We start from the raw sequence: 15,077 nt of genomic DNA, 5'->3' as shown, positions 1-15,077 counted from the left end.
ACTCTAGGCTTGCAGGGTTTTTGATTATCCGTTGTAAGCATATGACTGCCAAGACCCGCTATCTAATCCACCACGAACCACAGATTTTGTTCACGCCAGATCAAAACCAGATCACCATAGGGCAAGAAGAAATACACCTAGAACCTTTGCAGTCAAAACTCCTGAGCTATTTCATCATTCAAAATGGTGTGGTCGTTAATGCTCGCCAGATCGCCGATAGCGTGTGGCAAAGAAACCATGTCTCCGACAACCTCGTTCGCCAAGTGATCAGTCTGCTTCGCAGTCAGCTAAAAGATAAATCCCGCCCTTACCAAATCGTCAAAACGATTCCCAAACAGGGATACCTGTTCGACCTACCGGTTTCAGCTATCATTGTTGAGGAAGTCACAGCAGAAGAAGCTAATTTAAGAGAACACAATCAAGATAGTTGCTCGCTAGGTGGTTGCTCCCAAAGTAATTGCTCTCAAGATAGTCAACCTGCAACTAAAGCGGTTACCAGCAAAGCGGAATCAGCAAAATCAGCTAACACGTTCAATGAAGTACAGAACAGTCCAGAACAATCATTTACTAATAAGCGAAAACACAAACGCATTGCAGCGACTCTATCTGGTATATTGGCATTAGCTGTAATGGGTTTAGGCGCAGGTTACATCTGGCAGAATACTCAGCCAGCACAAGAAACGATTATCACAGCTCAAACAAATCTCAATACCCCTGTATTTTTGCATCAAGTCCAGTTAGACACTGAGCAAGACTTTGAAATGGCACAAAGTGTCTATAACTATCTTTTCTACGGACTCAATTCTGCAAAAACAATCTCAGGCTATCATTTTTCAGAGCTAACCCCTGAGGCGAAGGACGCACTAGAAAATAAAGGTTTTGAACTTAAAAGTTGGATAAAGCATAACGGTCAAGACTATACATTTACTGTAATCTTGCAAAACACGAAACAGCCAGAGCTAAATCATAAAGTTGAAAAGCATTTTAACGAGCAAAGCTTTTTTAATGATATTGGTGATATCGTACTTGAATTAAAATCTCTTATATCACCCAATTATCCTGGCTATGAGATATCTAACCACCGTATTACTTCAATATCTGATTATGAAGACTGGAAAGCTATTTCTGCTGGCATCTCTCTTTTCTATCAAGGCAAGGGGAATAAAGCCTTAGATGCTGTTGCCGAACAACTTAAAATGATCAAATCGCAGGGGCGTGAGAATTACCTTGTCAATTCACTTCTTTCATACCACTCATCACTCGCTTTTTTGCAGTCAGGAAATGAGAGTGATAAGGAACTCGCACTTAACCTTGCTCATCAAGCTTTCGAAATGAATCCACGCTGTGACATTGCCAACTTAACTTTAGGGTTAGCACTGCTTCTCAATAAACGAAGTGATCAGGCTTTCCCTTATCTATTCTATGCGGCAGAAAGTACGCCTAGCCCTATCAGTTTTTATCTATTGAGTGTTGTCGACACCCAATCAATGAATCCGCGCGGTGCCGCATACCATTACCAATGCTATAGCGATATGAAAAAAGAGGTAAATGGTCAACTATATGATCTTATGGCACCTTTACAAAAAACAAACCTTTTCCAAACCCAAGATAAAAAGCATCAATAGACACTTTGGTCTATCTTGCCTAGCCTTTGCAACATAAGGGCTAGGCGCTTCATCACCCTGTTTAACCTGTTGGATAGCTCCTCTCAAAAGCTTTGATTTTTGTTTGTTTTCTTTTCGTCTTGCCTTGCATCAACAACCAATTAGTTCAATCTTTTCATAATCTCCTCATCCAACACTCTCTGTTTATTGAGGTAAAAGCATGTTAAAAAAGATGGCCTTCCAAATTATTCCTCTTCAAATTTTCTTGTTTGTATTTTGGTTTAAAAATGGCTTTATCGATAAGGTTATGGGCGTATTGTTAGGCGTGGTTACGCCAGACACCGCTTATTCTGGTGATACTTGGGCTGGATGGAAAGGCTATATTGTTGGCACGTGGGATAAAAGCCAAGTGGGACATGCTTTCCTCAGTCCTACTTTTGATTTCATGTTCCCTATTTTGATTGCATTGCAATGCGTTCCATTCATTTTAATTATTCGCTCTGTATTTAATGGAGAGTTCCTTTCAAATAAAGAGCGCCCATGGCTATTTTACTCAGCAGTATCTTCATTGTTTGTTGCTGGCTGTATGGCATTTACCCAAACACTTTCAGGTGCGAGTGATGGTCAATATCTATGGCAATTTATGGGCTTTAGTATGATTGCTATCATGTATATTCGTCATGAACAAGCCAAATAAGTAAAGTATTAAATTAAGCCACTCAATTAAACACGTTGAGTGGCTTTATTTGTTTAATGATACAGAACTCGTTTAATTAGTCTTCTTTGGGAAACCATCGATATACCGCTAAGAGGCTACAAAGACAAAGAGCGCCCATTACCCAATAAGCCGCAGATAACCCTAGCATTACCGCACTCCACCCTGCGAGCAAATAGGTAAACAACCACCACAAGTGGGTAAGCGAAAAATGAGCGGCTAAAAAAGCTGTTGCATCTTCCTCTTGGCATGAGCGGGTGATCAGCACACCTGCAGGAGTCTGGATAAATGACATACCGGCCCCAAACAGCAAACATACCCAACTAAACCCATACCAACCGGGAAGCTGAGTCGCTATCAAAAATGCGGTGACAATCATCGTGCTACCGAGCAACATGAAACTGCGAAGCTTTCTACCTTCGAGCCATTTAGGCAGTTTCAGCGCAATTACCATAGAGCCAAAACCTACCACTGCCATCGCTAATGCGGTCTCTTGTTCTCCTCCAACCAAAACCTGATTCACATAAACGACCGTATTTACAATAACCATTGCACTGGCAGCAGAAGCCGCCAGGTACCCAATCCACAGTGCCCTTAGCCTTGGTGTCGACAAATAAGACTGCATACCGTGCTTCAGTTGATTAAGAGGACCTCTATTACATGGCGGCGTTGCTTTGATTAATGGAAAAACACAAATCATCAGTAATATCGCCGACAACAAGAAGGTAAAAGCATTGAGAATAAATAACTGCCTGAACCCCAACATCACCAGCAATGAGGCGGTAAGTAACGGGCTGATGATTTGCTCCAGATCGTAGGCCAACCTGCTAAATGATAACGCCCTTAAATACTGGTTCTCATCAGGAAGTACAGCTGGCAGCGTTGATTGATACAAAGGAGTAAAACCTGCCGAACACATTAATGCAAAAGACCAGCACATAGATCTGCCAAGTTTCAGTGACAAAAAAACATAATGAAACCTGCTCGGAGTAAATCCAACGTGATCATTGCAGGTTTTCTGGGCAGCTTATAGGCAACGGCACCAAACACAGGTGCCAAGCCAACGTAAGCAATCATCTTCAAAGCAAATGCGATACCCAGTACAGCACTGGCTTCTTCCCCTGCGATATCCCAAGCAAGCAGCGCCAGCGTCAAGGTACTGATCCCAGTCCGTATAAGGGAAACCACTTGTGCAGACAGCAACTTCACATATGTCGCGTTTTTTCTCATCGGGATAGGTTCTGTCTGGCTCAGTAACGCCATGCTTACCATTCCTCTATAGAAGTTTATTTCACCGTAAGGTCTGCCGGTTCCGCTGATTCAACAAGCCCTGTCACAAGCTGCAAACCTATGGTTTCAGATGCCATTTTCACTGCATCCAAGTCTCCCACATATGGCTTTGCTTCATTCTTATTGCTAGTAATGTACTGGTACTTTTCATGTCCTTTACCACAGAGCAGCAAAACATCTCCCGATTGGAGCTCAGTAATGGCCACTTTGATTGCCAACAATCGGTCCTCAATACATGCGCTAGCTTTGTTTGAGTTCAATGGCAGTTTACTTGTCAGCGCCTTAAACAAATCTTCCTGATTAACGCCTAATGGATTATCCGTGGTCAGCACGAGTTGATCTGAATGCTCAAAACACAACGCACCAATATCATCGGCATCTGCTAGCCTCTCTCCCGTCACACCGATAACCGTCACGACTTTGCCAGTTTTATGCTCAAGGACATTCCGATAGAGATTACTTAGGCTATCGTAATTATGGGCATAATCGAGAATCACGGTTGCACCATTACTGAGTGGATACACTTCACTACGTCCTGGTGCCGGTTGCATTAACTCTAATAAACCCAGAACCTCTTTTATCGGCATTCCCAAACCCAGCATAGAAGCAATAATGGCAAGGCTATTTTCAACATTGAAAAGGAACGGCAAACTCGATGTGACTTGATATTCTGTCCCTTGGTAATTCAAGTTAAATTGACTGCCACTGCAAGTAGAAAGTACCTTTGAAGCAAAGAGATCTGCCCCTTCATCAACACAGCTAAAGCTGATAACTTCACAACGGCTTCGGCACCGTTCAATCACGGAAAGAGACTGCTCATCATCCAAATTTACAATGGCAACACCACCGGGCTTTAGCCTATCAATAAGCCTTAATTTCGCTTGAATGTAATCTTCACGGTGCTTGTGATAATCCAGATGGTCAGAACCAATATTGGTAATAATGACAATATCAAAGTCGATATGTGTCACCCTATCCTGCGATAAAGCATGGCTGCTCACTTCCATGACATGGTGGGACACACCACATTTCTCCATCGCATGAAATATGTTCAGTAAGGTAATAGCATCTGGCGTGGTGTTGTCCAACGGGTAATAAACGTCGTCAAACGAGCTGCCTAGTGTACCGGTATAAGCTGACTTGCCTCTGAGGTTGAGCAACTGGTTCAAGCAATATGCTACGGTTGTTTTGCCGTTGGTCCCTGTCACCCCAATATGCTTGATCTGATCTTGAGGGTAAGCATAGTACTGGTTAATCAAACTAACAGATGTACTGTGGCTGGGCGTCACCATGCATGGCACCGACAAGTCCAAGGGCCGATTCGCAATTACACCACAAGCACCACGTTCGACTGCGTCTTGAGCCGATAAATGACTATCCCATGTTAGGCCTTGTCGACATACAAACACATCGTCAGGATTCACCTTTTGGCTATGTGTCTTAAATTCCTTTACTGGTAATGAAGCTAATGACGTTAAAACTTTTCGGTGGCTACTATTCATACTGTTCTCAAGTCGAATACTCTCTTCAATGCTGTTATCTTAGCGCTATCAAAGATATCAACGAAATCGAATGGGCTGATTAAAGTTATGAGTGGTATTAATTGGAAAGGTGTCGACCTCAACCTTCTGCTGACGTTTGAAGCAATCATGATTTGCCGCAGTGACTCTGGAGCATCCGAACGCCTTCACCTTGGGCAACCTGCTACCAGTTATAACCTGAAGCGTCTCCGTGGTTTACTGGGTGATCCACTATTTGAACGGCAAGGTAACATCATGGTACCAACACAACGGGCCCACGAGTTATCACCAAAGATATCTGCCGTACTAACTATCATCCGCGAAGACATTCTGCTTCCTAATATTTTTGAGCCGCAAGAATACCACGACAAATTCGTCATTGGCCTTTCAGACTACGCAGAACAAGTGTTTGGTCCCGTCCTTTTTGATCAATTGCTGAGTGTTTGTCCAAACAGCCAGGTATTATTCAAAGCGATTGACCCTTCTAACTGCGAGTCTGCTCTTGAGTCAGGTGATATTGATTAGCCATTGGTGTGTTCAAAACCCTCCCCGAAAGCCTGTTGCGTACGTTTTTATACCGGGAGCGTCATGTTTGCTTATTCGATAACTCGGTATTGAACGTCAAATTGCCGATTAGTCTTGATGATTATCTAGCAACGCCACAGATGGTGATCACAGCCAATCGTGAATTAACCTCCCCGGTTGATATCACATTGTCTGACTTGGAAAAGAAACGAAAAGTCGTACTTGGCTCAACCCGCTTTCTTACCCTGCGTCATATGCTAATGGGTAGGCCGCTACTTTGCGTTATGGCAGAACTCGTTGGCCGCTCAGCGCCAAAAGGTGACATCGTTACTATATGTGAAGCCCCCATCCCAATCCCTGACTTTGATATTGAAATGATCACCCGACGGCGCGACAGTGAACATCCTAAACAAAAGTGGCTAACCAACCGGGTGCTTTCGATAATCCAACAGAAAGTTGCTGTATTAGTGAAATAGTAACGCGATAGTCTAGTTACCTTTACGCTTTTATATCTGAGACAATAAAATATTGTTTAATTAATAAATGCCATCAATAAAACAATATTCTTTTACTCACCAATCAATCCTGCTTATCGCAGTTATCAACGAGAGTAATGATCCTCATAACAATAATACAGTGTATAAATACACCATAACGTAAGCACTTAATCCAACGCCTACTTCTGTGGTAGGTCATCAATATGGTGAATTGAAATGAAAAAACTCTCTGCTGTTCTTGCAGTTGCATTGCTAGCTGGTTGTAACTCATCAAGCAACTCGTCAAATGATCCTTCTGATGACAAGATCCTGCCACCATCAAGCCATTTACCTGAGATTGCAGTGCCGGAAAGACCTGTGCCTGAAGTGCCTGATCATCTGCCGGAGTTTGGTCCTGATCGCCCACACCCAGACAACTGGTACCCGGAAGTATCTGCACGATTTGGTATGACGGTAGCTGCTCTTCACAAAGCGTGTAGCTTTGAAGGCGAGCATCCGCAATATGAAGTCTTCACAGGTTGTGACTGGGCCAATGAAACGCTAACTATCACCTACTACGCTGCTAAGCATACTGGCGATGATGACCAAGGCCATAGCAGCACTGACTTTGAGCACAATTTCACCTGGGTAATTAATGAAGACAACATAGCTGCGGGCAAAATTTGGCCTCAGGCAAACCATGTTGCAACAGGTCTAGACGGAAAAGAGCTGCATATCGAATATGGTAATGTCTCGTATGGCTTGAATATGTGTAATGTTGATGCGTGTAACACTGAAAGTGACTTTGACACGATCAATCACCCTCTTGCGGTTATTTCAAATAATAACCACATCTTCTCTGATGGGTCACCTCTCGATGGAGGCAATTCTGACTTTGTGATGGATTCGTACCGAACTGTTGAGCGTCTATTCTTTGTAGCTCACTTCACGGACAATAGTGATGGATTTGTCTACCAAAGACCTCTGATGATGGATACCGCATACCCTGCCATCATTTATGATGTACTTGCACCATCATTCGGTTACTAAACATATGATATGAGGGGGAGTTAACTCCCTCTCACTGCCTAAGTTCCTATTGTAATCTACCTTAAAAAGTGAAAATCTCACTCTATTACCCATGCAATATGGTGACTGAGTATGATTACTATCCATCCTTTGGATATCGCTTTGGAAAGCGGCATCCTGGACATTCAAGCAGACCAAGAGCAAATCGTTTTCTCTGCTTCGCCGGAATCTTTTTTAGCGACCAAGGAAGCAGGCATCCTTCCCTTTGCTATTTGCAAAGACCGCCAAGTCATCGGTTATTTCAAACTCGATATTCTCTTGTCTCAAAAACAAAACTACTGCCCTGCAAACAGTGTGGGACTGTGCACTTTGCTAATTGATAACAGGATGCAGGGAAAAGGCGTAGGCACACAGTCTGTTATCCGTGCTGTTGAGTATTGCAAAACACATTTCAAGCAATACGACTGCATTTACCTAACCGTAAATTGCAAAAACCCAGCCGCATACCGCTGTTACCTCAAGGCAGGATTTGAAGATACGAACGAATTGTATTGGGGTGGTCCTGTAGGGCCTCAGCACATAATGAGAGCCCCTCTAAAACCCGCAAAGACATAACCGCATGCCTTTGGTGCATATAATAGAGCGAGAAAGCTTGATAAGCCTCACTCTTTGATCAATCAAACCTTAATGAACTGTTTTTAAGTCACTGCTTTTAAACTATGTTTAAAGAGTGATTGATAAGGATGGAGTAATTTAGGATGCCACTGCAAGCTTGTCCACTTTGCGAAAAAGAAATTTCCAAACGTGCTCATACCTGCCCCAATTGCGGCGAGCCAGACCCATTTCGCTACTACAGCCGAAAGAGTTGGATCGAGCGCATCATATGGACCATCGTCATTGCCGTTATCGTTATCTACAGTTGGGTAGAATTGCTGCCAATGGCCATTGAAGCGCTTCGATAATTCCAAGCTAAAGAGCCTAAATCAAGAATAGATTTCCTCCTTGGACTGCTGCTGCGCTTCTATCTCGCTGATAAGGTCAAGCCTATATCGGCGAGTTTCCGTCCCATCAAACTCTGCATCAAGCCACGTGGTCACCAATTGCTTCGCATTGGCCTTCTCTGTGGTCAATGCGCCAAGTGTCAACACGTTGGTATCATTATGCTCTTTTGACTGTTTTACCGTGTAGAGGTTTGCCCCCATCACAGCGCGAACACCATTGAATTTATTGGCACAAATCGACATGCCAACCCCTGTACCACAAATTAAAATACCTAATTCGACTTCACCGTGATTGATTAGCCCTGCCACTGCGGTGGCATAAATGGCTGAATGTGTACGGTCAGTATCATTTGTCCCAACATTGACTACCGTGTGGCCAAGCTGTTCGAGTTGGGCTGTCAAATAACGTTTAAGCTCGACACCTGTGTGGTCATTACCTATTGCTATTTTCATATTGAGTCAGTCCTTTGATTATTATTGTGAATTTTACATGGGCGTATATACAAAAAGAGCCAGACTTACTCAGTGCAAGTCTGACTCTATTTTATTCAAATAAAAGAACCATTACATTGTCGGCATCACAAAACTGCTGCTGTGTTGCTCCAATCGTACGCTTGTAGGCCAACGGCTTGTCACTGTCTTCATTCGAGTATAAAAGCGAACGCCGTCGTTGCCGTGGACATTCAGCGGGCCAAACACTGAACGCTTCCAGCCACCGAAACTATGGAAAGCCATTGGCACAGGAATTGGTACATTCACACCCACCATGCCAGCCAATACATCTTCACTGAACTGGCGAGCCGTTTCGCCATCACGAGTAAAGATTGCAGTACCGTTACCGTACTCGTGGCGATTGATTAGCTCTAGGCCTGTCTGGTAGTCAGGCACACGAACGACGGCTAGTACCGGGCCAAAGATTTCTTCTTGGTAAATAGTCATCTCTGGCGACACATTATCAAACAGAGTTGGGCCAACGAAGAAGCCATTCTCATGCCCTTCGATACGGATATCACGGCCATCGACTACCAAAGCAGCACCCTGCTCAACGCCCGATGTGATGTAATCGCAGATCTTGTCTTTATGCTGTGAAGAGATCACAGGTCCCATGTCATTTTCAGGGCCGTCCACCACGCCAGGACCAACCTTCATCACATCAATTTGTGACTTCAGTTTACCAATAAGCTCGTTAGCAGTTTCATCACCCACAGCGACAACCACTGACAACGCCATACAACGTTCACCTGCCGCGCCATAAGCTGCACCCATGATTGCGCTTGTTGCCATATCCAAATCGGCATCCGGCATCAGGATACAGTGATTCTTCGCCCCACCAAGTGCCTGGCAACGCTTGCCATGTGCAGAGGCGGTTGAGTAAATATATTCTGCAATTGGTGTTGAGCCAACAAAGCTAACGGCTTGAATCCGAGGGTCAGTCAGCAATACATCGACCGCTTCTTTGTCACCGTTTACTACATTGAAGACACCATCTGGTAAGCCAGCTTCTTTTAATAGCTCAGCCAATACCAAACCCAGTGATGGATCTTTCTCTGACGGCTTCAAGACAAACGTGTTACCGGTTGCCAAAGCTATTGGGAACATCCACATCGGCACCATCGCTGGGAAGTTGAACGGCGTAATACCGGCACATACACCAAGCGGTTGCATCAGTGAATGGCTATCAACGCCCGTTCCCACGTTTGCTGAATGCTCGCCTTTTTGCAGGTGCGGAATACCACAGGCAAACTCAACCACTTCAAGGCCACGCGTAACTTCACCCACGGCATCCGAATACACTTTACCGTGCTCGTTTGAAATCAGGCGAGCCAGTTTGTCCATGTTCTGCTCAAGCAATGCTTTAAATTTGAACATGACACGGGCACGCTTCAATGGTGACGTTTTCGCCCAAGCCGGGAACGCTTTATCTGCCGCTGCAATAGCTTCTGCCGTTTCTGCTGCCGAGCTAAGTACTACCTGACGTGTCTGCTCACCGGTTGCGGGGTTGAATACAGGTGCAAAGCGCTGGCTGTGGCTTTCGCTGATTTGACCCTGAATGAAGTTTTGAACTGTTTCCATGTTTTGCTCCTGTAATTACTCTTGGCCTTCGCCATTTAATAGCCCGGCCTCGCGAGCAAGTTTTTGTAAATTGTTAAATCCTAAGGTGGCATAGGTCATTGGGTGGGCGATGGCTGGATCCTGCTCTGCCTCAACCACACACCAACCTTGGTAATTCGCTTTTTTCAGCTGTTCAAACACCGCTGGGTAATTCACACAACCATCACCCGGTACGGTGAACACGCCATCTAATACCGCATCAAGGAAGCTGGTTTGACGGTTCTTCACATCAGCCAATACATCGGCACGAACGTCTTTGGTATGGACATGGTTAATTCGGTGTGCCCAACGCGTTGCAACCTGCACCGGATCCGCGCCAGCAAATGTCAGGTGACCAGTATCAAGCAGCAGCCCGACTTCTTCACTGGTGAACTCCATGAGGTTATCGATATCTTCAGCCGTTTCGATAACGGTTCCCATGTGATGGTGATAGGCGACCTCAACACCTTGGCTTTTGGTGTACTTGGCAAACTCGCTCAGTTTCTTGCCATACTCTTGCCACTTGCCTGCAGGGAAATGAGGGCGTAAACGAACTGGTGTGTTTTGCTGGCCATGGATGCAATCGGTCACTTCAGCAAAAACCATTACCTTTGCCCCAAGTTCACGCAGCAATGTCAGGTGAGGCTGAACCGCTTCGATTTCTTCCTCTACCGAACGTGTTAGCAATTCGCCCGAATACCAACCTGATACTAACTTGAGGTCATGTTTAGCTAAAATAGGCCCAAGCACACTCGCTTCACGTGGAAACTTATTGCCAAGCTCAAAGCCGGCAAATCCTGCTTGGCGACCTTCGGTCAAACATGTTTCTAGCGGGGTTTCAGCTCCCAGAGACGGCAAGTCATCGTTGGTCCAAGTCAGAGGGTTGATACCTAGTTGAACAGTCATGCTAATTCTCCTTAAATAACTTGCTGTTGTTTGGCGACTTCATAACGTGCTCTGGCAGCACGTACTTGTTCTCGCTCAGACACTTCAGGTACTGCGACTTCCCACCATGAACCGCCCGATTCAGTTGTACTTAGTGGGTCGGTATCCAAGGTGATGACATACGTCGATGTCGCTTGCTTGGCTCGCACCAGGGCTTGCTCTAGCTCAGCAATATTGGCCACTTTCTCGGCCTGTGCCCCTAGCGAGCGGGCATGTGTAGCAAAATCTGTCTTCGGCGCTCCCTCATCAATGGTGTTGCAGTCTTTGAGCAAGTTATTGAAACCTGCCCCACCGCAAGCATGTTGAAGACGGTTAATACACCCGAATCCACGGTTATCCAGTACTACAAGCACCAACTTGTGCCCTAGCATCACCGAGGTAGCGATTTCTGAATTCAACATCAGGTATGAGCCATCACCGATCATGACGAAAACTTCAGACTCCGGCTTGGCCATCTTGACGCCAAGGCCACCGGCAATCTCATAGCCCATGCAAGAAAATCCATATTCGAGGTGATAGCCTTTGTCATAGCGGGTACGCCATAACTTATGCAGCTCGCCTGGCAGGCCACCAGCAGCACAAACCACTATGTCTTTTTCATCTGCCGAGCGGTTAACCGCACCAATCACTTCTGCATCGGTCGGCAGCTCTGTGCCACGGTCAGTCATAGCGATTGACACCGTTTCATTCCACTCAAGGCGAAGCGACTCGGCCTTTTGTTTCCAATCAGTACTCACTGGCCAATCCACTAACAGCTCTGTCAGTTTTGGCAGTGTTGACTTGGCATCGGCAACCAATGGCATGCCGTAATGCTTGGTCGCATCAAAACCATTGACGTTAAGCGAGACTATCTTGGCACCTGGCTTAAATAGCGCTCTTGAGCTAGAGGTAAAGTCTTGCAAGCGGCTACCAACTGCGATGATTATGTCTGCTTCTGCGGCCATCTTGTTGACTGCTGCCGAGCCAGTCACACCAATAGAGCCAAGGTTAGAGGTATGATCCCAAGGCAATGCCCCTTTACCTGCTTGTGTTTCACCAACCGGTAGCTGGTAGGTTTCAACAAATTCGCGGAATTGTTCCAGCGCACCTGAGTAATGAATACCACCACCAGCAATCACCAATGGCTGTTTGGCTTGCTTAATGAGTTCAACTACTTCAGCCAGTTCATGCTCGTCTGCACCTGGGCGGCGCACGCGGTGAACCTTTTCGTCAAAGAAATGCAGCGGATAGTCAAACGCCATGGTCTGCACATCTTGCGGGATGGCTATGGTAGCCGGGCCACACTCAACAGGGTCAGTTAACACACGCATCGCTTGCGGCAGACTGTTCAGCAGCTGCTCTGGGCGAGTAATGCGGTCAAAGAAACGACTGACAGGTTTGAAACAATCATTCGGCGTAATGGTTGCGTCACTCCAATCTTCAACTTGCTGAAGCACTGGATCCGGTTCACGAGTCGCAAAAGTGTCACCCGGCAGAAGCAGAACAGGCAAGCGGTTTACATGAGCCAGCGCCGCAGCTGTCACCATATTCAATGCACCTGGTCCAACCGAAGTTGTCGCTGCCATCATACGCTGACGATTATTCGCCTTGGCAAAGGCAATGGCACTGTGCGCCATTGCTTGCTCATTATGGGCGCGGTAAGTCGGCAAAATTTCGTTGGCGTGGTAAAGCGCTTCCCCTAGCCCGGCAACATTGCCATGGCCAAAGATGGCAAATACCCCAGCAAACATAGGCTTAATCTCGCCATCAATGTCTACTTTTTGTGCTTGAAGGTATTTCACTAGTGCCTGAGCCATTGTCAGGCGTACAGTATTAACACTCATGGTTGATTCCTTTAGCCACGCTGGCGCCACAGAGTAATTAGGTTGTGGTAGTTCTGTTTGATTTGTTCAATCAAACCAGCATCGTCAATCTCATTGGCAAGCCACAGGCGCGATGGCTGTCCGAAAATGGTTCTCCCCACCGCAAAGCCTTTTACAATGTCGGTGCTTGCCGCTGCATTGAACCCAGCTTTCAGCTCTTCTTCTGGTGCATCCAAGCCCAGCAGTACAACACCTCGGCAGTGCTTATCACGCGATTGAATAAGCGCATTAACAGCTTGCCAAGAATCAGCCTCCATCGGCGGTAGTTTCCACCAATCAGGTTTCACCCCTATGTTGTAGAAACGTTGCATTGCACGCAGATATAACTCATCAGTGCGTTCCATATCTGCAGGCAAAATCACTTCTAGCAGTAGCTCATGCCCTGTTTTACAGCAGGCTTCGTACACTTCACGCACTTGTTTCTCCTGCTCAAGGCGTAACGCATGGTGATCATCCGGGTGGAAGAACACAAGGCACTTCACAACATGCTCAAGCGGCCAATCAATCAACTGAGAGCCAATATTGCCGTGTTCCAACTCAAGCGGACGAGAAGCTGGCAGCTCTACCGGTCGGCCAATCCACCAACCTTCGCCGGTAATGTCATTCAGAACATCTTGTCCGAATGTGCTATCGCAAAGTAAACCGGCTTTACCTGACAGACCAGCCTCTTCAGCCACTTCACGGCTCGCCTGGAGGATAAGCTTTTTCAATGTTTTAACACGGCTGATATCCGTATTAGCTTCACGAGCCATTTCGACAAACTGGATACGGTGATCAAACGCAAGGACGCAGAGCTCTTCCCACTCTTTATCACGGGTCGTTACGCGGTGGAGGTGGTTCAGCGTATCATCTAGATCTGGACGGGGTACGTCATTGGCACGGGCTAAATAATTGTCTAGCTCTTCTTTAGATGGCATGGCAGGTGCACAACCATGGCGAGAAACTACCAAGGCACCACATGCGTTGGCATAAGCACAGGCTTTTTCCCAACCTTCATTATTTAGGTAGCCACGCAGCAAGCCAGACATAAAGGCATCGCCTGCCCCAAGTACATTCAGTACATCAACGCGAACGCCTTCAACGGTAATACCGTCGTCGAGATCATTTGGGATCTCATCAGAAAATACTGAGCAACCTAGTGGACCACGCTTACACACTAATTCGGCATTACTCACTTCACGAACGGCTTTCAGTGCTTCAACAGTATCTGTCGAGCCACCAGCGATGTGGAACTCTTCTTCGGTACCGACAATCAAGTCGAACAGCCCGAGAACTTCCTGCAATTGCTCAGTTACCTGACCTGATTCAATAAAGCGTGTCTCGCCATCGCCAAGTGTGGTTAAGCCCCAAAGTACAGGACGGTAATCAATATCAATGGCGGTTTTCACACCGTGCTTTCGGGCATAGCGCAAAGCCGTTAAGACTGCTTCGCGAGTGTTGGGATGAGAAAGATGGGTACCTGTTATCGCAAGACACCGAGCAGATGCAATGTATTGCTCATCAATATCATCGGCAGTAATCGCCATATCAGCGCAGTTATCACGGTAGAAAATCAGAGGAAAAGTATCTTCATCCTTAATTCCGAGGATGACCAGGGCGGTCAGGCGTTCTTTATCTGTAATCAAATTACTGGTATCAACACCCACACGTTGCAGCTCTTCGCGCAGAAAGCGCCCCATGTGTTCATCACCGACCCTTGCCAGCATGGAAGACTTCAAACCTTGCCTTGCTGTGCCATAAGCGACGTTGCCTGATGACCCACCAAGATACTTAGAGAAAGTGCCCATATCTTCTAGGCGAGCCCCAATTTGCTGGCCATATAGGTCAACAGCAACTCGCCCCAAACAAATAAGATCTAATTTCTTATTGCTGGTATTCATCCTTTTCACTCCTTCCTTTAACTACCGAGTAGTTAAGAACCGTTCAGATATTGATTAAACTGATTCCGACAATATTTGCTGAGAACACCTATCCCAACCCTCATTGTTTCGATACTCATATCATACGAAATATTAATTT

15 protein-coding genes are annotated in these 15,077 nt (G+C 46.0%); 7 read left to right on the top strand and 8 right to left on the bottom strand.

Annotation, left to right across the window (positions count from 1 at the left end):
• Positions 1-41 precede the first annotated feature (41 nt).
• Entirely contained in the window at positions 42-1,625 is a 1,584-nt protein-coding gene (locus tag ACXAGQ_RS16950) for a winged helix-turn-helix domain-containing protein (RefSeq protein WP_475255399.1), read from the top strand.
• 199 nt (positions 1,626-1,824) lie between these two features.
• A complete protein-coding gene (locus tag ACXAGQ_RS16945; protein ID WP_475255398.1) occupies positions 1,825-2,301 on the top strand; it encodes a hypothetical protein in 477 nt (158 codons plus the stop codon).
• A 76-nt stretch (positions 2,302-2,377) separates the two neighbouring features.
• Here the strand turns inward: ACXAGQ_RS16945 and ACXAGQ_RS16940 are convergent, their stop codons facing one another.
• Genes ACXAGQ_RS16940 through ACXAGQ_RS16930 form a run of 3 tightly spaced genes read right to left on the bottom strand, consistent with a single transcriptional unit; the run spans position 2,378 to position 5,111 of the window.
• Positions 2,378-3,214 (bottom strand): MFS transporter, encoded by an 837-nt coding sequence (locus ACXAGQ_RS16940; protein ID WP_475255397.1) that lies wholly within the window; start codon positions 3,212-3,214, stop codon positions 2,378-2,380.
• Between the two features lie 59 nt (positions 3,215-3,273).
• Positions 3,274-3,582 (bottom strand): hypothetical protein, encoded by a 309-nt coding sequence (locus ACXAGQ_RS16935; protein ID WP_475255396.1) that lies wholly within the window; start codon positions 3,580-3,582, stop codon positions 3,274-3,276.
• 23 nt (positions 3,583-3,605) lie between these two features.
• Entirely contained in the window at positions 3,606-5,111 is a 1,506-nt protein-coding gene (locus ACXAGQ_RS16930; RefSeq protein ID WP_475255394.1) for a Mur ligase family protein, read from the bottom strand.
• A gap of 87 nt (positions 5,112-5,198) precedes the next feature.
• Here ACXAGQ_RS16930 and ACXAGQ_RS16925 point away from each other — a divergent pair, with 87 nt between their 5' ends.
• The 5 genes from ACXAGQ_RS16925 (at position 5,199) to ACXAGQ_RS16905 (ending at position 8,121) form a co-directional block, all read left to right on the top strand.
• Positions 5,199-5,654 (top strand): LysR family transcriptional regulator, encoded by a 456-nt coding sequence (locus tag ACXAGQ_RS16925; RefSeq protein WP_475255392.1) that lies wholly within the window; start codon positions 5,199-5,201, stop codon positions 5,652-5,654.
• A 35-nt stretch (positions 5,655-5,689) separates the two neighbouring features.
• The gene (locus ACXAGQ_RS16920; RefSeq protein ID WP_475255390.1) at positions 5,690-6,130 is read left to right on the top strand and encodes a LysR substrate-binding domain-containing protein; all 441 of its coding nucleotides are present in this window, start codon (positions 5,690-5,692) and stop codon (positions 6,128-6,130) included.
• Positions 6,131-6,367: 237 nt separating this feature from the next.
• Positions 6,368-7,180 carry a hypothetical protein gene (locus tag ACXAGQ_RS16915; protein WP_475255389.1) on the top strand — a complete coding sequence of 271 codons (813 nt, stop codon included), beginning with the start codon at positions 6,368-6,370 and terminating at the stop codon, positions 7,178-7,180.
• Between the two features lie 111 nt (positions 7,181-7,291).
• A complete protein-coding gene (locus ACXAGQ_RS16910) occupies positions 7,292-7,774 on the top strand; it encodes a GNAT family N-acetyltransferase (protein WP_475255387.1) in 483 nt (160 codons plus the stop codon).
• A 143-nt stretch (positions 7,775-7,917) separates the two neighbouring features.
• Positions 7,918-8,121 carry a hypothetical protein gene (locus tag ACXAGQ_RS16905; RefSeq protein ID WP_475255385.1) on the top strand — a complete coding sequence of 68 codons (204 nt, stop codon included), beginning with the start codon at positions 7,918-7,920 and terminating at the stop codon, positions 8,119-8,121.
• A gap of 21 nt (positions 8,122-8,142) precedes the next feature.
• On the opposite strand, the gene ACXAGQ_RS16900 is transcribed toward ACXAGQ_RS16905, so the two are convergent.
• The 5 genes from ACXAGQ_RS16900 to ACXAGQ_RS16880 all read right to left on the bottom strand — a co-directional run bounded on the left by ACXAGQ_RS16900 (position 8,143) and on the right by ACXAGQ_RS16880 (position 14,938).
• Positions 8,143-8,613, bottom strand: a complete 471-nt coding sequence (locus tag ACXAGQ_RS16900) for an RpiB/LacA/LacB family sugar-phosphate isomerase (RefSeq protein WP_475255383.1) — start codon at positions 8,611-8,613, stop codon at positions 8,143-8,145.
• A gap of 111 nt (positions 8,614-8,724) precedes the next feature.
• Positions 8,725-10,233 carry a CoA-acylating methylmalonate-semialdehyde dehydrogenase gene (locus tag ACXAGQ_RS16895; RefSeq protein WP_475255381.1) on the bottom strand — a complete coding sequence of 503 codons (1,509 nt, stop codon included), beginning with the start codon at positions 10,231-10,233 and terminating at the stop codon, positions 8,725-8,727.
• 15 nt (positions 10,234-10,248) lie between these two features.
• The gene (gene iolE, locus ACXAGQ_RS16890) at positions 10,249-11,157 is read right to left on the bottom strand and encodes a myo-inosose-2 dehydratase (RefSeq protein ID WP_475255379.1); all 909 of its coding nucleotides are present in this window, start codon (positions 11,155-11,157) and stop codon (positions 10,249-10,251) included.
• Positions 11,158-11,168: 11 nt separating this feature from the next.
• Positions 11,169-13,019 carry a 3D-(3,5/4)-trihydroxycyclohexane-1,2-dione acylhydrolase (decyclizing) gene (iolD, locus tag ACXAGQ_RS16885; RefSeq protein ID WP_475255377.1) on the bottom strand — a complete coding sequence of 617 codons (1,851 nt, stop codon included), beginning with the start codon at positions 13,017-13,019 and terminating at the stop codon, positions 11,169-11,171.
• Between the two features lie 11 nt (positions 13,020-13,030).
• Positions 13,031-14,938, bottom strand: a complete 1,908-nt coding sequence (locus ACXAGQ_RS16880; RefSeq protein ID WP_475255375.1) for a bifunctional 5-dehydro-2-deoxygluconokinase/5-dehydro-2-deoxyphosphogluconate aldolase — start codon at positions 14,936-14,938, stop codon at positions 13,031-13,033.
• Positions 14,939-15,077 lie beyond the last annotated feature (139 nt).

This window comes from Photobacterium sp. ABD4_091, assembly GCF_056160145.1.
This window is presented reverse-complemented; position numbering and strand designations above follow the sequence as displayed.

What these genes read in the sequence shown, in the direction of transcription:
- ACXAGQ_RS16950 (WP_475255399.1), top strand. Translation starts at nt 42, where the DNA reads ATGACTGCCAAGACCCGCTATCTAATCCACCACGAACCACAGATTTTG.
- ACXAGQ_RS16945 (WP_475255398.1), top strand. Translation starts at nt 1,825, where the DNA reads ATGTTAAAAAAGATGGCCTTCCAAATTATTCCTCTTCAAATTTTCTTG.
- ACXAGQ_RS16935 (WP_475255396.1), bottom strand. Translation starts at nt 3,582, where the DNA reads ATGGCGTTACTGAGCCAGACAGAACCTATCCCGATGAGAAAAAACGCG.
- ACXAGQ_RS16930 (WP_475255394.1), bottom strand. Translation starts at nt 5,111, where the DNA reads ATGAATAGTAGCCACCGAAAAGTTTTAACGTCATTAGCTTCATTACCA.
- ACXAGQ_RS16925 (WP_475255392.1), top strand. Translation starts at nt 5,199, where the DNA reads ATGAGTGGTATTAATTGGAAAGGTGTCGACCTCAACCTTCTGCTGACG.
- ACXAGQ_RS16915 (WP_475255389.1), top strand. Translation starts at nt 6,368, where the DNA reads ATGAAAAAACTCTCTGCTGTTCTTGCAGTTGCATTGCTAGCTGGTTGT.
- ACXAGQ_RS16910 (WP_475255387.1), top strand. Translation starts at nt 7,292, where the DNA reads ATGATTACTATCCATCCTTTGGATATCGCTTTGGAAAGCGGCATCCTG.
- ACXAGQ_RS16905 (WP_475255385.1), top strand. Translation starts at nt 7,918, where the DNA reads ATGCCACTGCAAGCTTGTCCACTTTGCGAAAAAGAAATTTCCAAACGT.
- ACXAGQ_RS16900 (WP_475255383.1), bottom strand. Translation starts at nt 8,613, where the DNA reads ATGAAAATAGCAATAGGTAATGACCACACAGGTGTCGAGCTTAAACGT.
- ACXAGQ_RS16895 (WP_475255381.1), bottom strand. Translation starts at nt 10,233, where the DNA reads ATGGAAACAGTTCAAAACTTCATTCAGGGTCAAATCAGCGAAAGCCAC.
- iolE (WP_475255379.1), bottom strand. Translation starts at nt 11,157, where the DNA reads ATGACTGTTCAACTAGGTATCAACCCTCTGACTTGGACCAACGATGAC.
- iolD (WP_475255377.1), bottom strand. Translation starts at nt 13,019, where the DNA reads ATGAGTGTTAATACTGTACGCCTGACAATGGCTCAGGCACTAGTGAAA.
- ACXAGQ_RS16880 (WP_475255375.1), bottom strand. Translation starts at nt 14,938, where the DNA reads ATGAATACCAGCAATAAGAAATTAGATCTTATTTGTTTGGGGCGAGTT.